The sequence below is a fragment of the Desulfovibrio sp. SGI.133 genome, from assembly GCF_050313955.1.
Lineage (GTDB): Bacteria > Desulfobacterota > Desulfovibrionia > Desulfovibrionales > Desulfovibrionaceae > Desulfovibrio.
In genome coordinates this window covers 188,634-208,695 of sequence record NZ_JBNPMK010000002.1, presented here as the reverse complement: position 1 = coordinate 208,695, position 20,062 = coordinate 188,634, and the positions used below count along the sequence as shown (strand labels likewise).

General features: G+C 65.3%; 18 protein-coding genes. 13 read left to right on the top strand and 5 right to left on the bottom strand.

The genetic code is table 11. From position 1 onward, the window contains the following. Positions 1-43 precede the first annotated feature (43 nt). Positions 44-625: a manganese efflux pump MntP family protein gene (locus ACQRBR_RS03680; RefSeq protein ID WP_303880216.1), complete on the bottom strand. Its 582-nt coding sequence runs from the start codon at positions 623-625 to the stop codon at positions 44-46. A 259-nt stretch (positions 626-884) separates the two neighbouring features. Here ACQRBR_RS03680 and ACQRBR_RS03675 point away from each other — a divergent pair, with 259 nt between their 5' ends. Further along, the gene (locus tag ACQRBR_RS03675) at positions 885-1,814 is read left to right on the top strand and encodes a hypothetical protein (RefSeq protein ID WP_427812343.1); all 930 of its coding nucleotides are present in this window, start codon (positions 885-887) and stop codon (positions 1,812-1,814) included. A 71-nt stretch (positions 1,815-1,885) separates the two neighbouring features. Next, positions 1,886-2,380: a protoporphyrinogen oxidase gene (locus ACQRBR_RS03670; protein ID WP_303880221.1), complete on the top strand. Its 495-nt coding sequence runs from the start codon at positions 1,886-1,888 to the stop codon at positions 2,378-2,380. A 356-nt stretch (positions 2,381-2,736) separates the two neighbouring features. Here ACQRBR_RS03670 and ACQRBR_RS03665 read toward each other — a convergent pair whose 3' ends face one another. Next, positions 2,737-5,241, bottom strand: coding sequence for a tetratricopeptide repeat protein (locus ACQRBR_RS03665; protein WP_427812342.1), 2,505 nt, complete (start codon positions 5,239-5,241; stop codon positions 2,737-2,739). A gap of 144 nt (positions 5,242-5,385) precedes the next feature. On the opposite strand from ACQRBR_RS03665, the gene ACQRBR_RS03660 reads away from it, so the two are divergent. The 6 genes from ACQRBR_RS03660 to ACQRBR_RS03635 all read left to right on the top strand — a co-directional run bounded on the left by ACQRBR_RS03660 (position 5,386) and on the right by ACQRBR_RS03635 (position 10,041). Continuing rightward, on the top strand, positions 5,386-6,009 hold the full coding sequence (locus tag ACQRBR_RS03660) for an MBL fold metallo-hydrolase (RefSeq protein ID WP_303880231.1): 624 nt from the start codon (positions 5,386-5,388) through the stop codon (positions 6,007-6,009). Further along, positions 6,009-6,596: a flavodoxin family protein gene (locus tag ACQRBR_RS03655; protein WP_427812341.1), complete on the top strand. Its 588-nt coding sequence runs from the start codon at positions 6,009-6,011 to the stop codon at positions 6,594-6,596. The genes ACQRBR_RS03660 and ACQRBR_RS03655 overlap by 1 nt, the downstream gene beginning before the upstream one ends. A gap of 182 nt (positions 6,597-6,778) precedes the next feature. Next, the gene (locus ACQRBR_RS03650; RefSeq protein ID WP_427812340.1) at positions 6,779-7,414 is read left to right on the top strand and encodes a ComF family protein; all 636 of its coding nucleotides are present in this window, start codon (positions 6,779-6,781) and stop codon (positions 7,412-7,414) included. 83 nt (positions 7,415-7,497) lie between these two features. Then, positions 7,498-8,484: a DUF4198 domain-containing protein gene (locus ACQRBR_RS03645; RefSeq protein WP_427812339.1), complete on the top strand. Its 987-nt coding sequence runs from the start codon at positions 7,498-7,500 to the stop codon at positions 8,482-8,484. Positions 8,485-8,653: 169 nt separating this feature from the next. Continuing rightward, positions 8,654-9,556 (top strand): Tim44 domain-containing protein, encoded by a 903-nt coding sequence (locus tag ACQRBR_RS03640; protein WP_427812338.1) that lies wholly within the window; start codon positions 8,654-8,656, stop codon positions 9,554-9,556. Between the two features lie 89 nt (positions 9,557-9,645). Further along, the gene (locus ACQRBR_RS03635) at positions 9,646-10,041 is read left to right on the top strand and encodes a PaaI family thioesterase (protein WP_168935203.1); all 396 of its coding nucleotides are present in this window, start codon (positions 9,646-9,648) and stop codon (positions 10,039-10,041) included. Positions 10,042-10,153: 112 nt separating this feature from the next. Here ACQRBR_RS03635 and ACQRBR_RS03630 read toward each other — a convergent pair whose 3' ends face one another. Both ACQRBR_RS03630 and ACQRBR_RS03625 read right to left on the bottom strand, forming a co-directional pair. After that, complete coding sequence (locus tag ACQRBR_RS03630) at positions 10,154-11,155, bottom strand: RluA family pseudouridine synthase (RefSeq protein ID WP_303880248.1); 1,002 nt, start codon at positions 11,153-11,155, stop codon at positions 10,154-10,156. After that, positions 11,145-12,836 carry a diguanylate cyclase domain-containing protein gene (locus ACQRBR_RS03625; RefSeq protein ID WP_427812337.1) on the bottom strand — a complete coding sequence of 564 codons (1,692 nt, stop codon included), beginning with the start codon at positions 12,834-12,836 and terminating at the stop codon, positions 11,145-11,147. The genes ACQRBR_RS03630 and ACQRBR_RS03625 overlap by 11 nt, the downstream gene beginning before the upstream one ends. Positions 12,837-12,989: 153 nt before the next feature. Between ACQRBR_RS03625 and ACQRBR_RS03620 the strand changes: the two genes are divergently transcribed. Continuing rightward, positions 12,990-13,688, top strand: a complete 699-nt coding sequence (locus ACQRBR_RS03620; protein WP_427812336.1) for a glutamine amidotransferase — start codon at positions 12,990-12,992, stop codon at positions 13,686-13,688. 39 nt (positions 13,689-13,727) lie between these two features. Then, positions 13,728-14,984: a competence/damage-inducible protein A gene (locus ACQRBR_RS03615; protein ID WP_427812335.1), complete on the top strand. Its 1,257-nt coding sequence runs from the start codon at positions 13,728-13,730 to the stop codon at positions 14,982-14,984. A gap of 250 nt (positions 14,985-15,234) precedes the next feature. Here the strand turns inward: ACQRBR_RS03615 and ACQRBR_RS03610 are convergent, their stop codons facing one another. Further along, positions 15,235-16,188, bottom strand: coding sequence for an alpha/beta fold hydrolase (locus ACQRBR_RS03610; protein ID WP_303880258.1), 954 nt, complete (start codon positions 16,186-16,188; stop codon positions 15,235-15,237). Between the two features lie 207 nt (positions 16,189-16,395). On the opposite strand from ACQRBR_RS03610, the gene ACQRBR_RS03605 reads away from it, so the two are divergent. The 3 genes from ACQRBR_RS03605 to ACQRBR_RS03595 all read left to right on the top strand — a co-directional run bounded on the left by ACQRBR_RS03605 (position 16,396) and on the right by ACQRBR_RS03595 (position 20,027). After that, positions 16,396-17,748 carry an alanine/glycine:cation symporter family protein gene (locus tag ACQRBR_RS03605; protein ID WP_427812334.1) on the top strand — a complete coding sequence of 451 codons (1,353 nt, stop codon included), beginning with the start codon at positions 16,396-16,398 and terminating at the stop codon, positions 17,746-17,748. Positions 17,749-18,491: 743 nt separating this feature from the next. Next, positions 18,492-19,580: a sulfite exporter TauE/SafE family protein gene (locus ACQRBR_RS03600; RefSeq protein ID WP_303880265.1), complete on the top strand. Its 1,089-nt coding sequence runs from the start codon at positions 18,492-18,494 to the stop codon at positions 19,578-19,580. A gap of 27 nt (positions 19,581-19,607) precedes the next feature. Then, the gene (locus ACQRBR_RS03595; RefSeq protein ID WP_168935211.1) at positions 19,608-20,027 is read left to right on the top strand and encodes a DUF1634 domain-containing protein; all 420 of its coding nucleotides are present in this window, start codon (positions 19,608-19,610) and stop codon (positions 20,025-20,027) included. Positions 20,028-20,062 lie beyond the last annotated feature (35 nt).

The window sequence follows — 20,062 nt, the reverse complement described above, 5'->3', positions numbered from 1 at the left end:
GGCTCGGCAACCATCCGGCAGGGGCCTGCGGCCTTCCGGCAGGCTAGATGACACCGCTCTCGTGCAGGATGTTCAGGCCGATGCACAGCAGCACCACGCCGCCCAGCACCTCGGCCCAGCCGTTGAGCATGGGCAGCGAAGACAGCTTCTTGCCCAAAAAGAGCCCGCAGGCCGAGATGGCGGCACAGACCACCCCGATGAGACAGGAAGGCAGGAAGGCATTGGTATTCGTCATGGCAAAGGTCAGGCCCACGGCCAGGGCATCGATGCTGGTGGCCACGGCCAGAAGGAGCAGGTTCCAGCCTGCGGTGGGGTCGCTCTGGGGACAGGACACGGGCTCGTTCTTGCGCAGGCCACCGATACCGGAGCGCAACATGTTGCCGCCGATCCATGCCAGCAACACGAAGGCCAGCCAGTGGTCCCAGGCCTCGATGAAATGATGTACCGACTGCCCCAGGAACCAGCCCAGCACGGGCATAAAGAACTGGAAAAAGCCAAAGGCCACGCTGACCCGGACATACTGGCGCAGCCGGACTTCGCGGATGGCGCATCCCGAGGCCAACGCCACGGCAAAAGCATCCATGGACAGGGCCACAGCCAGCAGAAAAACAGTAAAAAATGACATGATTATCCCGCAGGTTGACGGAGGTGAAACAGACGAGTCATACCCCAAGCGCACGACGGCGGCAAGTTTTCCGCCGCAGCATCCCCGGCTGGGAGGAGGTGCCGGAACCGGAAAACGCTTCCGCGTTCCTGCGCTGCAGCACGATCACGCGCCCGCACGGCACATCCGCATCCTGACGGCCGGACAAAGGCTGCTGTCCCGCGCCCTCCTCTTGCAGCCTGCACGGGCAACGCTTATATAGCGGGCAGGAGAGTATCCCATGCAAATGACTTTCATCCTCATATACTGGCTTGGCAACCTGCAGGCCCTGCTCGCACAGACGGCCCAGGCCCTGCCCTTCCTCATCCTCATGACCCTGCTGGCCGGCCGCAAGGGCAATGCGGCCTTGTGCCTCTGGGGCGGACGTCAGCTCCTGCGTCTGGACCTGTTCTGTGCCGCCCTCTCCCTGCCCCTGTTCCCGCTCATGCTCCTGCTGGAAACCCTGCGGCAACCGCAGATGCCTCCGCTGGCCGACCTTCTCGTCCAGCCCGCCAGCGTGGCCCTGCTGGCCTGGCTGCCGGCCACCCTGCTGCTCTGGGGCCTGCTGCGTGCCTCCCGTCACTGGCCCGACGCCACGGATCCGGCCATCACGGTCTATCGCACCACTGACCTGCGCCTGACGCTCTGGGGCTGTCTGCTGGCCCTGCTGCTCTTCCTGCTGGGCAGCCTGCTGTCCACAGGCCTGCTGCTGGAGCCGCCGCAGGGCATGGAGCGCAGCAACTTCATCCTGCTCCAGATCCGCCAGGCCCTGCACCTGCTCTTCCGCTACCTCTCGCTGGCGGGCGGCGCTGCCCTGCTCTGGCTCTGGTATCTGCGCCACCGCGCGCCGCTGACGGACGAAAGGGCGTTCACCCTGGCCGTCCGCTGGTGCACGGTCTGGGCCGTGGTGGGGTATCTGCCTTCCATCATAGACTTCTGGAGCACCCTGCTGGCCGCCCTGCTGCGCAGCCTGCACAGCGGCGTCCCCTTCGACATCATGCCCCAGATGAACGCCCTGATCCTGTCGGTGCTGGCCGCCCTGGCCATCATCAGCTGGAGCGTCTTCCTGTACCGGCCTCAGAAGGCCCGCAGCCTTGTGCTGCAGCTCCTGCCCTGGTGTTTCCTCATCATACGGATGGTCGTACCGCTCACCCAGCTGCCGCGGCCCTGACCCCGCTTGCTCCCGTCCCCGCTGCGGGCTATGCTGGCGAGAACATCTTACCCCACTCCAAAGGATCCGTTATGCGCCATATTCTTCTTGCTCTCGTGTTCCTGCTGACCGCCGCCGTCAGTACTCCGGCCGCCGAAAAGACCTTCAGCCAGTTCGCCGTGGACCTGCCCGACGGCTGGACCAGTGACGAACGTCCCGGTTTCCAGAGCGGACACCCGGACGAATACATGCTCCTGCTGGGCAAGCGCGGCGAGGAAGCCGTGGAGGCCCACATCACCATCTTCATCCTGCCCAACAAGGACAAGATGGACGCCAAGACCTTTGCTTCCCGCATGCGCGAGATGCAGGACGCTCCCACGGACCTGCAGCAGGAAGGCACCATGTGGACCTTCCGCGGCACGCCCCGCAGCCGGGCCATGGCCATGGAGACCCTGACCCGCGTCAGCGCCGATGACGCCCGCATCCTCATCATCATGGAACAGGATCCGGCCGGTCTGGGCACGGCCAAGGTCGTGGAAAGCCTGCGCGGCCTGACCCCGGCCAGCAAGGCCCTTCTGGGCCGCTAGGCCTGGCCTTCCACAGCATCGCGAACATCCAGGGCCATCCGCCATGCGGATGGCCTTTTTTCATGCCCGGCCGCCGCAAATGCGAAAAGAGGGGGGCCCGCAGGCTCCCCCCTCTTCACGATGCACGGTACGGCTGATCCGTCCCGCATCCTCTCCGCCGGACACACGAAGCGGAGAAATATCTCCCTGCCATCCCGATGGCGGGCCGCTTATCCATTTTCCTTCCCGGCCCGTTTGGGCGAAGGGCTTTTGGGCCGCCACAGCACCCCAAAGGCGCGGGCGTCCCCTTGCCCTCACGAGCACAGACGGCGGAATGCGGCAAAGGCCCTTCCTCAGCTGCCGCCCCCGCCTGATTGCTAGCCCACGGAGGCATGCGCCTCGGCCAGGCTGGCTTCCTCTTCACGGCCCAAGGCGCGCAGGGCCCGGGCCAGTACCTGCCAGCCTTCGGGCGTGTCGCGCAGGCCCACGCTCTTGCGGGCCAGCAGCTCGGCCATGGCCGGATCCTCGTCGCCGTCCAGATACAGGCGGGCCAGCAGGAGCATGGCCGCGGCATCGAAAGGATTGCGCAGCAGGGTATCGTGCAGCAGTTCGCGGGCCTCGCCGCCATGCCGCTGCCGGGCCGCGAGCCGGGCCAGATAGCGCCGGGCAAGGCTGGGCCGCTGTTCCCCGGCCTGCTCCGCCTGCCTGTCCTCGATGGCGGCGGCCAGCTCATAGAAGCGCCGGGCCTCGTTGCGGCGCCCCCCCTCCTCGCACAGCTGCCCCAGACGCAGATGGGCATAGACGTGTTCCGGGGCGTCCTTGATGCATTCCCGGTAATAGCGGGCCGCGGCACGGCGCTCGCCCAGTTGCTGGCAGACCGTGCCCAGATTGTAATGGGTCTGGGCGATGCGTTCCTGCCGTTCCGGCCCGGCATCGCCCTTGTAGCGCAGGGCCTCCAGAAAATGCCGCCGGGCCTCGTGATAACGGCCAAGGGCAGCCATGCAGACCCCCAGGGAATTGCGGGCCAGCACGTTTTCCGCATCCGCCAGCAGGGCCAGCTTGTATTCGTCGATGGCGCCGAAGACGTCCCCCAGCGCATAGCGGCGATCCGCACTGATGTTCAGGGCCAGGGAATTGCACAGGCCCGCGCGCGGCGATGGCAGCAGCTGGGCATATTCCAGGGCCTTGAGGGCGCAGTCGGGCATCTCGCCCTTGCGGTAGTGCAGGAGGGGATACCCGGCAAGACCGGCCGAGACCGGCAGTCCGGCCTCTTCCAGCCGGGCGCACAGGGCGGCGTAGTGCGGCAGCAGCGCCTCGGCATTGCTGTCCGCATGGAAGAAGATCAGGGCATTGCTGCCATAGAGCCCCGCCAGCGGCTCTCCGGCGCACAGTTCGGGGATCTGCCGCCATGCCGCGAGGCATTCGCCCAGCGCCGCTTCCTGCCGCGCGTCATGCGGGACATCCACCCGCACGATGGCCAGCACGAAGCGCCCCGTGCGCTCTTTCTCCTGGGCAAAAAGATGCAAAAAGTCCCCATGCCCGTAGATGCCCGCGCAGGAGCCGTCCTCCAGAACAGGGATACGGGCGCGTACCTCCTGCACGCTCCCGGCAACGGAAGCCTCCTCCGTTTCCTTATCCGCCGCGGCCGTCCCTTCCTGCCCGAGCGTGCCGGATGCATCGGCGGCAGCGGCCTTGCCGCCCGGCGTATGGGGATGCGACGCGGCAAGGGAAGGCACTTCCAGCAAGCTGAGCCTGTCCCCGGCTTCCAGCGGTGCCGTGGCATCGGCCAGATGCACGGTCTCGGCCACGGAGTGGAATTCCCGCACCTGCAGGAGCACCACTTCGCCCTTGTACTGGTTGCCGGAGCCTTCCTGTCCCGACGGCCCCCAGACCGCAAAGCGCATACCTTCGCGAGCCTTGGCCTGGGCCCCCAGCCCCACCCGCACCCGGCCCTGCGGCAGGGCCCGGAGCACGGTACCACCGTCCTGAAGGATGCGGGCAAAAGGCATGACGCGCGGCGCTCCCGGCTGGGAGGTCATCCGGGCCGCGAGCCGGGCACGTTCCATGAGCATACGGGCCTGCTCGAACATGGGCAGACGCAGCTCGGCGCCTTCCATGTCCTGCGGGTACACGGCATGACCGGCGCTCAGACGGGGACGTATGGTCCTGCCCGTCAGGGGGGCGGGCATGGCGGCCCCGGCCATGCGGGCCAGCGCGGCCTCGGCCATCTTCTGGCAGGCGCTGCGGCCGCTCACCGATGGCAGCAGCAGGGCCATGCCGAAGCGCCCCACACGGGCGGCCACCACATCCGACGGCAGCTCCTCCTGCAAGGCTTCGGCCGCGCGGCGCATGAGCTCATCGGCAAAGCGGAAGCCCATACGGCCCACGATCTCGCGCCCGTTGGAAAAATGCAGCAGCACCAGCCCCATGCACAGCCGGTGCAGGGGGGAGCTCTGTCCGTCCCCGCGGGAAGGGTCCGCGAATATCTCGCGTACCCGGGCGGCCTCGTCTTCCATGGAGCCGTAGAGCACGTTCTCCGTGGCCAGCCCTGTCACGGCATCCACGCGCGTAGCCTTGACCCGGGCCAGAAGTTCCAGGCAAAGGTCAGCGATGGCAGGGAGTTGCGGCAACAGGACACGGGCATCCCTCACCTTGACGCCGTGCAGCATCAGCACGCCCAAAAGGCTCCCCTGCCGGTACAGGGGCAGGAGCAGGCGGCGTTCGCGCGGCAGCAGTTCCGGCTGGCGCGGCGCATGGGTCGTGGGAAAATACAAAGCATGGTGCGAACACTGGATGAACTTGTCCAGCTCCTGCATCAGGAGGGCATCCATGTCCATGAGGTCCCTGCGGGTCAGATCACAGGCGGAAGGAACGGTATTCATGGCCCCAGTGTAGTTGTCCCCTCCGGCATTGTCTAGAAAAAATCAAGAAATGTTGTTCACAAGCATGCCGTACCAGGCGGGCTTGCCCCCCGGACCCTCCTGCGCTACCTAGAAGAAAATCCCATTCGCAAAAGGAAGAATCCCATGCCGTATTCCGTCTATCCTCTGGGTCCGCTGGAGACCAACAGTTACCTCGTCTACAAGGACGGTCAGGCCGTGGTCATCGATGCCGGCGGCGATCCCGCCCCCATCCTGCACGACCTGCGCGCCAAGGGCCTGACGCTGGCCGCCATCTGCCTTACGCACCGCCACTTCGACCATATGTACGGCGTGGCCACGCTGGTGAAAGAGACCGGCGCCCCTGTCTACTCCCCGGTCCATGATGCCTGCCTGATCGGTACGGAATCCTCCGACGGCGGCATCTGGGGCTTCCCGCCGGTGCCTGCCTTCGAGAGCCGTGACCTGCCCACGGGCCGGCAAATCTTCGGCGGCATGGCCTGCACCGTGCTGGACACTCCCGGCCATACCCCCGGCGGCGTTTCCTATTACTTCCCGGACGAAAAGGCCGTGTTCACCGGTGACGCCCTTTTCTACCGCTCCCTGGGCCGCACGGACTTCCCCGGCGGCGATCACGACACCCTGCTGCATTCCATCCGCAAGGTGCTTTTCGCCCTGCCGGAAGAAACGGCCGTCCTGCCCGGTCACGGCCCGGCCACCAGCATCGGCAACGAACGCCGCAACAACCCCTTCTGCGGGGACTTCGTCTGATGCGCATCCTTTCCCTGCTGGGCAGTCCCCGCGCCAACGGCACCACCCATACCATGGCCCGCCTCATCGCCGGGGGACTGTCCGGCGGCGGGCCCGTGGAAGAGATCGCCCTGCAGGAAAAGCATATCCGTCCCTGCCGGGGGTGCCAGAGCTGTGACGCCGCGCCCCATGTCTGCCCGCTGGCGCGGACGGACGATGTCGAGGCCGTCTTTGCGGCCATCGCCGCCGCGGACGTGGTCCTCTGGACGTCCCCCGTCTACTTCTACGGTCTGCCCGCCCAGGCCAAAGCGCTGGTGGATCGTTCCCAGCGCATCTGGGCCGGGGTGGAGGCGGGCCGTCCGGCAGGCAAAGGCCCCCTGGTGCTGGCGGCTCTGGCGGCGGCCCGCCCGCGGGGGGAACAGCTCTTTACCGGCAGCCTGCTGGGCCTGAAATACTTTTTTGCCAGCTTCGGCACCCGGATAGCGGATACCCGCACCCTTCGGGGTCTGGCCTGTCCCGAGGACCTGCGTGCCCGCCCCGATCTGTGCGCCGATCTTGAACGCTGGGGCCGGGACTGGGCCGTCCACATGGCGGAGGGCCGCCCGTGATCCCTGCCGGGCAGAATGCCGTCAGGGAGGAGGGACCGGGCGTTGTCCCGGAGGCACCGCTGCGACGCCCCTCTCCCCTGCTCCGACTGGCCCGTCTGCTGGGATTCACCGAACACCGCTGCCCTGTCTGCGGCACGCCTGTGGATGAGGAAGGAGCGAATGCCTTCGGCCCGGAGGCCGGGATGCCGGCCCATGGCCTCTGCCCCTCCTGTGCCCGGGCCCTGGGCCCGTACGTGGGGGGCCGCTGCCGGGCCTGCGGGCTGCCCATGCCCTGGCCTGCCGCCGGGCAGCCGCTGCTGTGCGGAGATTGCCTGGCTTCCCCGCCTCCCTGGCAGGGGCTGGCACTGCACGGCCAGTACCGCGGGCCATTACGCCAGCTCATCTTGCGTTTCAAGCACGGCGGCAAGCCGGCTCTGGCATTCCTGCTGGCCGGGATGCTGGTCGATGCCGCCTCCTGTCTGCCCCTGCCCGACGCGGTCCTGGGCATTCCCCAGCACAAGGATCATTTGCGCCGGCGCGGGTACAACCAGGCCCATGAACTGGCCGTGGCGCTGGGACTTTTACTCTCCCTTCCTGTCCGTCCCGAGCTGCTGCGGCGTCCGGCGGATACCCCTCACCAAACAGGGCTCACCGCGTCCCAGCGGCAGCGCAACGCCGCCGGGAGCTTTCAGGCTGTCGACGTCCGGGGGCTGCACCTGTGGCTGGTGGACGACATCATCACCACCGGCAGCACCCTGCGGGCCGCCTGCGCCGAACTGCGCCGTGCCGGGGCCGCCCGTGTGGATGTCCTGGCCCTAGCGCGGACGCCCCGTCCCTAAGCCGCCTCTGGAAATGGCGCATGACAAAAATGGGGAAAATTGCTACATCTGCCCTATATTACCCATAAAATAAGGATTGAAGCATGTCACTGCCACGTGCCGCCCTGCTGGGCTGTATGCTGTCCCTGGCCGTCTCCCTCACTGTCCCTGCCCCGGCCCGCGCCGAAGTCACCCTGCTCATCCCCAGCCGTACCGTCATCGACGTTCCTGCCGAGAAAAAAGGCACGGAAACACAGGCTGCCAAAGCGCCCGCCGCCAAAGAAGCCAAGAGCAACGCCGACAGCGGCAAGGATGCCCCTGCCACAGCTGCCGCCGGAGAGGAGAACAAGACCCAGGCTGCCGCCCAGCCCGCCCCGCCGCCGCTCAATGCGGAGGTGGACATGCTCATCAGCCTGATGCGTCCCAGAGAACATGCCGCCCAGCCCATGGACATGCCGCAGCTCTTCGCCGTGCTGCGCCATGATGCCGGGACTCGTTTCGTCAACGGGACGCCCCAGCCTGAACGTCGTGACCTGCTGGGCGACATGGAAGAAAGCCTGTACCTGGATACCAAGGCCTGGGGCGCCAATGTGGCCATCGATCAACCCGGCCTCTACCAGTTCATCACTGAGACCCGTCCTCGCCTTAATGCGGAACGGCAGTGCTTCGAACAGCAGTACGTCAAGAGCATCCTGCCGGTCTGCGGTGTGGAAGACGGCTGGGAGCGGCCCGCCGGGCTGCGCCTGGAGATCCTGCCCCTGACCCGGCCTTTCGGCCTGACCGCAGGAAGCTGCTTTACGGGCAAGGCCCTGGGGCCTGACGGCCCCCTGGTCAATGCCCGTGTGTACATGGACCGCATCCGTACGGAAAAAAAGCCAGGCACCCTGCCCTGGCAGCATGATCTGGAAGCCCGTACCGACGCCAATGGCCAGTTCACCTTCATCCCCGGGGCGCCCGGTTGGTGGTGCTGCGTGGTAGAGGTGCCCGGCCAGCCCCTCAAGGGCCCTGACGGCCAGCCTACGCCTTTGATCGTGGGGAGCGTCCTCTGGCTGTACGTGGATGCGGCGGAACAGCCCGACAAGAACCGGTAGGCCGAAAATACACTTTTTTCAGCAGGTATTTCCCGCGATTATCTTCGGGCAGCCCTGCCCTTCCCTCCGGGAGAGCCTTGCGGGCCTTGCCTTTTTGCCCAAGCCAGCTATAGTACATGGTATTGAGAAAAGAAGCCTAAACGCATCTTTCACCCTTACGGAGACATCAATGAAGATCAAAGCTATCCTGACCATGCTCATCATGCTGGGAGGCGCCTGTATGTATGCCCTGCCCGACACGGCCGATGCGGCCCGTCTGGGCGGGGGGCGGTCTTTCGGCAGCCGTCCTTCCATGTCCCAGCCTGCCCAGGCCCCCAGCGCCATGCAGCGCCAGTCCACGCAGCAGCGCCAGCAGGCGGCCCAGGCCCAGCAGCCCCAGCGCAAGGGCTTTCTTGGCGGTATGGGTGGCCTGCTCGGCGGTCTTCTGGCCGGTTCGCTCATCGGCTCCCTGCTCTTCGGCGGCGGCTTCTCCGGTGGCGGCATCATGGACATCCTGCTGCTCGGCATCCTGCTCTTCGTGGGCCTGAAGCTCTTTGCCCGTGCCCGCAACAAGGCCACCGCCGCGCCCGCCGGTGCCGGCAATGCTCCCATGGGCGGCATGGAGCCCCCCCTGCAGCGCAACGATACCGCGGCCTCCGGCTGGGACACCCTGAGCAGCCAGAACAACGCCTACAACAGCCAGCCCGAAGTGGTCATCCCCATGCCCGCCGACTTCGATGCCGAAGAATTCCTGCGCGGCGCCAAGATGGCTTACAACCGTCTCCAGGCCGCCTGGGACAGCCGTGATCTCAACGATATCGCCCAGTTCGCCAGCCCGGCCGTCATGGACGCCGTGCGTCAGCAGCTGGCCGAAGAAACGGAACCCAGCAAGACCGAGATCCTGCTGGTCAACGCCCAGCTCCTGAGCGTGGTCAATGAAGACAAGGAACAGCGCGCCCAGGTCTACTTCGATGTCCTCATGCGCGAACGTCCCGATCAGCCCACGCCCTCCAATATGCGCGAGATCTGGCATTTTGTCCGCGAGCTCGACGGCGGCACCTGGAAGCTGGACGGCATCCAGCAAGTAGCGTAATATACGCAAAAAAGAACTGTTACTAGTCACTAAGGCCGGAAGTTCTTCCGGCCTTTTTTATCCCCCGCCCGGCGGGGCAAGGAGTCCACATGGAATGTTATGTCCGCAAGCACGACAAGCTCGTGCGTCATCTTGATATGTGCATCGAAGAGGTCAGCCGTGAATACGCCCGCGTGACCATGCCCATCACCGAGAACCACAAGAACGGCATGGGCGTGGCCCACGGCGGCGCCATCTTCTCCCTGGCCGACGTGGCCTTCGGCTGTGCGGCCAATGCCGGCAACGACCACGGTGTGGTCAGCCTGTCCACTACCATCGAGTACCTGCGCCCCGGTATGGTCAGCCCCCTCAAGGCTGAAGCCCGTCTAGTGCGCAACGGCGCCCACGTGCTCACCTACGACGTCAACGTCTATGACGGCAGCGGCGCCCATGTGGCCAAATGTCTGGCCACCGGTTTCCAGACCAACGTGCCCCTGCCCCGCTAACGCGAGCGAAAAAGTCCTTTGCCAGCAGGGCGCTCCCCTTCCGGCAAGGCAACAGGCAAACAAAAAGGGGACGGCATGATGCCGTCCCCTTTCTTTATGGTCATCTCAGGATTCAATTCCCTTGCCGGGCCGTTGCCTCGTCGATCTCGTCCGGCACGGCCTGCGGCAGCCTGTCGGCGGGCCAGTCGGGCAGGCAGGCGAAACGCCGTCCGTCCGGCAGGATGACCCGCATGGCATGCAGGTACATGGGCGTCCCGGCGGCACGCCCGCGGGCCCCGTATTTGACGTCCCCCTCGATGGGATGCCCCAGGGAGGAAAGCTGGGCCCGGATCTGATGGGTTCGGCCGGTCAGCAACCGTACCAGGAGCAGGCTGCGCCGCTCTTCCACGCGTACGGGGCGGACCAGCAGCAGAGCTTCCGTCTCCCCATTGGCCGGTGCGCCGGTCTTCCGGACATGCATCTGTTCCCGGCCGTTATCGGCCTCCTTGCGCAGCCAGTGCCGGAACAGGCGCACCCCTGCATGGGGCCAGCGCCCTTCCACCCAGGCCAGGTATTCTTTTTTCATCCGCCGTTCACGCAGAGCCGTGGTCAGCTCGCGCAGGACGGAAAAACTGGCAGCCACCAGCAGGATGCCCGAGGTGTCCTTGTCCAGACGATGGACAGGCGTAGGCTTGAAGGGAGCATCCCCCGCCCGGGCCGCCAGACGGCTGGACAGACTGTCCTCATGACCGGTGCCGGGATGCGTGGGCAAACCGGCCGGTTTGCAGAAGACCCAGAGGTCCCCGTCCTTCTGCAGGGGACGAGGAGCCGGGGGCAGGGACTGCGTCCTCTGGCGCGGCTCATGCCCCTGCTCCGGGGAGGACTGACCTCCCGTGGCCTTGCTCCGGCGGCTCATGCCCAGAGCAAAGGGAGGCAGACGCACACTGTCGCCCGCGGCCACCAGGCCGAACGGTTTTGCCCGGCCACCATTGATGCGGACCTGACCCGTACGGATCCAGCGATGCAGCAGCGACGGCGGCAGGTCCAGGCGCCGCTGCAGGAATTGCAGCAGCTTCTGCCCGCCTTCGCGGGGATCCACGATGACTGTATTGGGGTCGGGCGCTTCACCCATCATATCGGCTCTCCTCCAGGGATACCACGCAATCCTTGCGTTTTTCTATCCAGGCCTTGATGGCATGGCCGGAAACCAGCCGGCTGCCGTGCTTTTCGTGGAGCATCCGGCGGTCGGCCAGGGCAAGGACCTCCCGCAGGGAGGGCGCCTCCTCCGCACCGGAAAGGCCAAAGGACATGATGACCGGCACATTGCCGGAATGTTCGTTGTAATGTCGAAACACTGCCCTGATCTTTTCCAGGACCCGCGCGGCATCGCGCAGATTGCACTGGGGCAGCAGCACGGCGAACTCGTCACCGCCCAGCCGGGCTACGCAGTCCGTGGAACGCAGCGAGCTCCGCAGCAGACGGGCGGCCGTCTGCAACATGCTGTTGCCGGTGTCGTGTCCCAGATAGTCGTTGATCAGTTTCAGTCCGTTGACGTCGCAGCTGATGATGCTGCCCACCTTGCCCGGCTGCATGTCCAGCCGGTCCAGCTCGTTATGGAAATAGACCAGGCTGTGGGCGTCCGTCAGAGGATCGTATTCGATCATCTCCGCCAGCCGGTCGCGCTCTCCCTGGGTGGTGGTGATGTCCGTATGCAGGCCAATAAGACGCGTGGCGCGGCCATGAGCGTTGCGCCGCAGGACGCGGGCACGGCTCAGTATCCAGCAGTAGGTGCCGTCTGCCTTGAGCATGCGGAAGGACTGTTCGTAGCTGTCGCCGTAACGGGGCGACATGATGACATCCATCTGCCGCTTCAGAACCGCCGGACGCTCATCGGGATGCAGCTTGTCCCGCCAGCTTTCGAAGGTGTTGCCGAACATGCTCCGGTCATAGCCCAGCATGGCGATGTACCGGGGACTGTAATAGATGGTGTTGGTCTCCATGTTCCAGTCCCACAGGCCGTCACCACTGCCGAACAGGGCCATGAGGGAAATCTCGCAACTTTTGCTGGAAAGGGCCTCCTGAGGTTCTTCCCCGTCCCGCTGCACGAGGTTCCCCGTCACATAGACGGGCTGCCCGGAATCGTCATGGCCCACAAGAGTGCCGGAAACCAGAAAATTTTTACGGCTGCCGTCCGGCAGATGCAGCAGTACGCGCTCCACGAAGCTGCCGTCATGGTCACGGGCGTTCAGGAGCCGGGAAAAGCGGCTGGAAAAAAAGCGTGTGGCATCGGACCCCAGCATGTCCCGGATGGTCTGGCGGGGCAGACGCAGGCCGACGCTGCCGGGAAGGCGGAGCAGCCGGGCACAGTTCCTGTCCAGCGTATATTCCTCCCGGGCGCAATCATAGATCCACCGGCCTTCCGCGCCGCTCTCATGCCACCATCCCCTGCCGTCCAACCTGGTCAGGGCCCCGACCAGCAGGCGGGGCGTGCCGCAGGAAAAACGCTCCAGCACGATGGCCCGGCAGCAGATGATGTCCTCGCCCACGGTCTGCAGGATCTCCATGGCACTGTCGAAGGAAGAGCGGCGCAGGCTGCCGAAGAGCTGCCGGACGCTTTCCTGCCTGTCTTCGGCAAGCCCGTCACAGAAGGCCCCGCATTCGCCCCGGTACCCATTCACCGCCCCGCCTTGCAACAGGTTGGCGGCCTCCGGGTTCAGGACGATGCGGTCACTGTGGACGTCCCACTGCCAAAGGGGGTCTGCGGCACCCATGACATGGGATTCATACCAGTCAGCCGGTAAAGGTACATCACTCATAGGGTCATCCCGGGTATCATACATGATTTTCTATCAAAAGCGCATGGAGGGAGCAAGCCTTTCCCTCCCGGCATTCCGCGTGTATGACAGGGGGCAGCGGGAGCGCCCGTACCTTCCATGACACCGGACGACGCTCCCTCACAGGAGGTCCCCATGCGCTGCTGCGTACTGCAACATCTGGCTTTTGAAGATCTTGGGACATTCGCGCCCGTACTCCTTGAAGCAGGCTGGACCATACAGGCCTGCCATGTGGCGGATGGCCTCCCGGATGCACGGGACTGGCGCGCTGCCGATCTGTGCATCGTCCTGGGCGGCCCCATGGGCGTCCACGACGGGGCGGCCTATCCCTTCCTTTCCCGTGAACTGGAGCTCGTCCACAGCCGCCTGGGCGAAGGACGGCCCCTGCTGGGCATCTGCCTGGGCGCCCAGCTCATGGCACAGGCCCTAGGCGCGGCAGTCTATGCGGGCAAGGCCAAGGAGATCGGCTGGGGCGGCCTGCAGCTGACGGAAGCCGGAGAAGCCTCACCACTGGCGGCTCTGCACGGGGCCCCCGTGCTGCACTGGCACGGCGATACCTTCGACCTGCCGCCCGCCACCACCCTGCTGGCCTCCACGGACATCACGCCCCATCAGGCGTTTCAGGCAGGGGCAGGCCAGCTGGCCCTGCAATTCCATGCCGAGGCCGATGCCGCCCGCATGGAACACTGGCTCATGGGCCATGCCTGCGAACTGTCCGCCGCCCGTCTGGACGTGGCGGCCATCCGGCAGGATGCCCACGATCTGGGCAACCGTGCCGCGGCCGCCGGACAAGATTTCTTCCGCCGCTGGCTGACCGGCGTCTTCACCGCCTGAGCCCGCCCCCGACGCATCCCCACAGACAAGGAACATAGCATGAAAGCCGAGATCATTGCCGTGGGTACCGAGCTTTTGCTCGGCCACACCATCAATACGGACGCCGCCCATGTGGCCCGCGCCCTCTCTTCCCTGGGCATCGACCTGCACCATGCCTGCGTGGTGGGCGACAACGCCGCCCGCCTGGAAGAATGCCTGCGCGCCGCCCTGCAGCGCAGCGACCTGGTCATCACCACCGGCGGCCTGGGCCCTACCAACGACGATCTGACCAAGGAGACCGTGGCCCGTGTCCTGGGCCTGCCGCTGGAAGAGGATGCGGACAGCCTGCGCAGGCTACGGGAATACTTTGGTGACCGGCCCGTGGGCGAGAACCAGTACAAGCAGGCCTGGTTGCCGCGCGGCAGCCACGCCTTTGCCAACAGTGTGGGCACGGCCCCGGGCTGCGCCGCGCCTGCGGAAGACGGCAAGCTGGTCATCCTCCTGCCCGGCCCGCCGTCCGAGCTTTTGCCCATGCTGCATGACGAGGTCGTGCCCTGGCTTGCCCAAAAGACCGGGGCCTGCATCCACTCCAGCATGGTGCGCACCTTTGCCCTGGGGGAAGGCGATGCCGAACTGCGGCTGCGCGACATGACCGATGCCGCCAACCCCACAGTGGCCACCTACGCCACCGACGGCGAGATGTTCGTGCGCATCACGGCCAAGGCCGCCACCGCCGAAGAGGCCGCACAGCTGGTGGTTCCCGTGCGGGATGCCGTCTGCCGTCGTCTGGGCGAGCACGTCTACGGCGTGGACGTAGAAAATCTGGAAAGCGTCGTCGTCCCCCTGCTGCTGCAACGCGGCGAGACCCTGACCACGGCCGAATCCTGCACGGGCGGCCTGCTGGCCAAGCGCATCACCGACGTGGCCGGTGCGTCGTCGGTCTTCCATCAAGGGGTCGTGACCTATGCCAACGAAGCCAAGACCCGACTGCTGGGCGTTCCCGAAGACCTGCTGGCCAGCGTGGGAGCCGTCAGTCCCGAAGTGGCCCGCTGCATGGCCGAACAGGCCTGCATCCGCTACGGCAGCACCTGGGGCGTCGGCATCTCCGGCATCGCGGGCCCCGGCGGCGCCACGGCCACCAAGCCTGTGGGGCTGGTATACATCGCCCTCAGCAACGGCCGGCAGACCTGGCTACGCGTCATGCGTCCCCACGGCCGTTACATGGGCCGGGCCTGGACCCGCCAGCGCGCCGCCAGCCACGCCTTGGACATGCTGCGCCGCGCCATGCTCGGCCTGCCTGTGGAGATGGAAGCGTAGCAGCCTGCTCAAAGCCGGGAAGGAGGGGCATTTCCCGGAACATCCTGTAATGCGCCCCATCCCGGTGTGAAGACCGGCAGCTTGCCCGCATAACAGACAGCCGTGCTCCGGTACGTCGAACACGCTGTCGTGTCCCATTCTTCCCTGAAATGATACCGCCCCGTTTATCGGCACGAGCTGATGGACGGGGCGGTATGTCATGACTGGGCTTTTCCGTCAAGCCGGGATCCCGGCCTGTCGCAGTCCGGGGCTAATGTTCCAAAAACTCCACCACCTTCTGGCGGAACTCCTTGTAATAGGGCTTTTCCATCATCATGGCATGGGCGGCGCCGGGCATGATATCCAGCTTGGAGCCGGAAGGCAGCTTGTTCATGGCAGCGCGCATGCTGTCGAGGTTCAGGTACGGGTCCTTGTCCCCGCCGATGACCAGGGTGGGCACCTGGATGGAAGCGGGGTCGATGAGGGGCGTCTCCGCGGAGACCAGCAGGTCGCGGCGGCCGCCGTTGGGGCTGGAGTCCTTGTCATAACGCCAGCAGTTGGACTGGAACACGGCCACCACCTGCGGATCCACGATGGTGTAGTCGATGGCGCCGTCCTTGGTGGTCTGGAAGTCGCCAGCGGCATGCAGCCAGGTATTGTGGTTGAAGGGAACCTTCACTTCAGCGGCGCCCAGGCCCACCATGATGGGCGCATACAGCACCAGCTTCTTCACCATCTCGGGATGACGGGCCACGAAACGGCTGCTGGTGACGGTGCCCCAGCTCCAGCCCAGCACATCCAGCTTCTTCTGGCCGGAGACCTTGAGGATCTCGGCCGCGGCGGCCGCGGCATCCTCGGCGGCATAGTCAGAATTGGGCATGAAGCCGTCTTCCACTTCCTGGGAATCGCCGTAACCGGCCACGTCGAAGGTCCAGACAGCGAAGCCGCGCGAGGCAAGGTAGCGGGCCAGGCTGTAGTCGGCATAGTTCACGTCAAATTCATGCGAAGAATAGGTCAGGCCGTGCACCAGCAGGATCTGGCGCTGGGGCTGCGTCCCGGCCACAGCCAGACGCTGCAGATGCAGGGCGATGCCGTTGCGCTCCAGCGGGAAGGTCTGGATCTGGTATTCCGTGGCGGCATCAGCACGGGCCTGTACCGTGGCGACCTGAAGGGAAAAAAGCAGCACCTGCAGCATCAGCAGGCAGGACAGAAGTGAACGGATCATGGTTCCCCCCGTGTCCGCTCCCCGGATCATCCCCGCAGGAGCGGCCTTGGATGAAATGTGAAAGATGTGAGCTTTTGCGGCTGAAACCCCTTTGCAGTCGCAAAAAAATTTTATAGCATGGTTTAATATTTGTAAACAACGGCGTATTCAGTTTAATGCAAAAGCGCCGGGAGGTACGCGGCTGCGGCCTCTTTTCCGGGAGGGAACATGCTGGATTTCTTGAACATGGTTTCTGGGTATGTCTGGGGATGGCCATTGATGATCCTTCTGGTCGGCACGGGCCTGTGGCTGACCTTTTCCCTGCGAGCCCTGCAGTTCAGTCATCTGATCCACGCATTCACCCTCATCGTCCGCAAGACCCCCGACAGGAAGGCCCAGGGCGACATCTCCAACTTCGAGGCCCTGATGGTGGCCCTTTCGGCCACCGTGGGCACCGGTAATATTGCCGGTGTGGCCACGGCCATCTACATCGGCGGCCCCGGTGCGCTGTTCTGGATGTGGATGACCGGCCTTGTGGGCATGGCCACCAAGTACGCCGAAGCCGTGCTGGCCGTGAAATACCGCGTGCAGAACGAGAACGGCACCTTCAGCGGCGGCCCCATGTACTACATCTCGCGCGGGCTGGGCTGGAAATGGCTGGCCACGCTCTTTGCCTTCTTCGCGGCCATCGCCACCTTCGGCATCGGCAGCATGGTACAGTCCAATTCCGTGGCTGACGCCCTCAACCACAGCTTTTCCATCGCTCCCGGCATCACCGGCATCGTGCTCATGGGCCTGACCGCCGCCGTCATCATCGGCGGTGTGCGCAGCATCGGTCGCGTGACCGCCCTGCTGGTGCCCGTCATGATCGCTCTCTATGTGCTGGGCGCTCTGGCGGTGATCCTCATGCACATCACCGAGATCCCCGGCGTCCTGGCCATGGTCGTGTCCAGCGCCTTCCAGCCTGTGGCGGCCACCGGCGGCTTTGCCGGTGCCACGGTGATGATGGCCATTCGTCTGGGCGTGGCCCGCGGCCTGTTCTCCAACGAATCCGGCCTGGGTTCCGCCCCCATCGCCGCCGCGGCCGCCCGCACCAGCCAGCCCGTGGTGCAGGCCCTCATCTCCATGACCCAGACCTTCATCGACACCCTGGTGGTCTGCTCCATGACCGGCCTGGTCATCCTCGTCACCGGCGTCTGGACTTCCGGCAAGAACGGCGCCCCCCTCACCTCCTATGCCTTCGAGACGGGCCTGCCCGGCGAACTGGGCGGCCTTATCGTGACCATCGGCATCATCCTCTTCGCCTACTCCACCATCCTCGGCTGGAGCTACTACGGTGAAAAGGCCATCGAATACCTGCTGGGCAGCAAGGCCATCATCCCCTATCGCTGGGCCTTCATCATCTCCGTGGGTCTGGGCGCGTCCATGAAGCTGGATCTGGTCTGGACCCTGTCCGACATCTTCAACGCCCTCATGGCCTTCCCCAACCTTATAGGCCTCATCATGCTGACCCCGGTGGTCAAGGCCGAGACCCTGGCCTACCTGCGCTCCCTCAAGAAGGAACCGGCCGCCGAAGGATAGCATCTGAAGCAGGGGATCCCCCCTCCTGCCTGCTCCACCACACAGCGGTATCCGTCATATCCTGCCGCTGTCCGCCTTCCGAACGGAAAGCCCCTGCCCTGCGGGGGCTTTCTTCCGTCCTGCGTCCTGTGAAGCCCCTCCGGCATGCCCCGGCGGGCCGCAGACCGGACGCCTGCCGTGCTGCCTGCGCCCTCAGTTCCGGCAGCCTTTTTCCGTCCCGAGTGCCTGCCCCCTGTTGCCGCGAACAGGCGGGCCTGCTGCCCTCCGCCTGTCCGTCGCGGGCGTTGCCAGAGGAGGACGGCGCAGCACATGCCCTGTGCTCACCTGTCCCTGGTTTTCGAAGGTTCGTCCCAACTTATAAAAAGGTTCCCCGGCCTCTACTCCTCTCCCTCTTGCCCCTCTGCATTTCAGGCCCGTGCCTCCTGCGCTCAGGGCCCTCTCCGGGGATGCCGGAAAAAGCATCAGGAAAAAAGCGGCTTTCCCCGCCGCTATGGGGAGATTTCCCCATGTCCGCCTCTCTCTTCTGGGGGATATTCCTGCCCGGACCTGGGCGAAAAGATCTTTTTGTGAAGAAAATAACTAATAAAAGCAGTCACCTGTATCGCATCTTCCGAACATCGTCCGCTGAGAGGCGCAATTTCAGGATTCTCCTGATACCGGCCGCCCCGCCGTGCGCGTAGGGTAAGGCCATCAAAAGGAATGCATGTGGGGCATCGCCCCACCAGACAGTAAAGGGGGATCACATGGCGCGCAACGCACTTGCAACGACGGCCCGTGCCGTCAAAGCCACTGCCGGGCAGTGGCTCGTTCTGTTTTTCCTGACCTTCGTCCTGGCCTGTCCGGCCATCAGCATGGCGGCCGATGCCGCCGCTACGGCTCCTGCCGCCCAGACGAGCGTCGTCACCGTGGCCGATGCCCAGGATGCGGCCGTGACGCCTTCGCCGGTGGCTGCCACCACGGGCGACGTGCAGACCGCTCAGGTCGTAGACAACCATCCCTGGTGGTTCTGGCCCGTGGCGCTGCTCTTCTTCTGCTTCATCCTCGGCATCATCGCCGTTATGGCCGGTGTGGGCGGCGGCGTGCTCTTCGTGCCGCTGGTCTCGGGCTTCTTCCCCTTCCATCTGGACTTCGTCCGCGGCGCGGGCCTGCTGGTGGCCCTGGCCGGTGCTCTGGCTGCCGGTCCCGGTCTGCTGCGCCGTAACTTCGCCAACCTGCGCCTGGCCCTGCCCGTGGCCCTCATCGCCTCGGCCTGCTCCATCGTGGGCGCCATGCTGGGCCTGGCCCTGCCCACCGACATCATCCAGACCTGCCTTGGCGTGACCATCCTGGGCATCGCCGTGCTGCTCTTCTTCTCCAAGAACTCCGTGCGTCCCGTGGTCAACAAGCAGGACGCCGTGGGCCTTGCCCTGGGCATGAACGGTGTGTTCCTTGAGCCCAGCACCGGTGAAGTGGTGGACTGGAAGACCCACCGCACCCTGGCCGGTCTGCTGCTGTTCATCGTCATCGGTATCATGGCCGGTATGTTCGGTCTGGGCGCCGGCTGGGCCAACGTGCCCGTGCTCAACCTGCTCATGGGCGTGCCGCTGAAGGTCAGCGTGGGTACCTCCAAGTTCCTGCTTTCCATCACCGATACCTCCGCCGCCTGGGTCTACCTGAACCAGGGTTGCGTGATCCCGCTGATGGCCATCCCGTCCATCGTGGGCCTGATGCTCGGTTCCGTGGTGGGTGTGCGCCTGCTGGCCAAGGCCAAGCCCAAGTTCATCCGTATCATGGTCATCGCCGTGCTGTTTTTCTCTGGCGCCAAGGCGCTGCTGAAGGGCCTGGGCTGGTAAGCCGCCGGGCATGAAGGAGACAGAAAAATGAACAAGAATGACATCCAGGCTTCGCCCGCGCAATTGCGCTATGCCGATACTCTGTTTTATGGTTCTCTCATCGGTTTCGTGATCATGCTCATCACCTACGTCCTGTACGTGACGGGCATCCTCACCCCGCAGATCCCCCTGGACGACCTGCCGCGCCTGTGGACCGGCAGCGCCGCCGATTACCGTGCCGCCGGCAGCATCCCGCAGGGCTGGGGCTGGCTGGCCCTCATCGGCAAGGGCGACATCTGCAACTTTGTGGGCATCATCATCCTGGCGGGCCTGACCATCGTCTGCTTCGCCCAGCTGGCGCTTTCCCTGGCGCGTCGCAAGCAGTGGCTGCTGTGCGTCATCGCCATCCTCGAAGTGCTGGTACTGGTGCTGGCCGCCTCCGGCATCCTGGTGGGCGGCGGGCATTAGACCGACGGATCACAGGCCGCGCCGTTCCTGCGCGG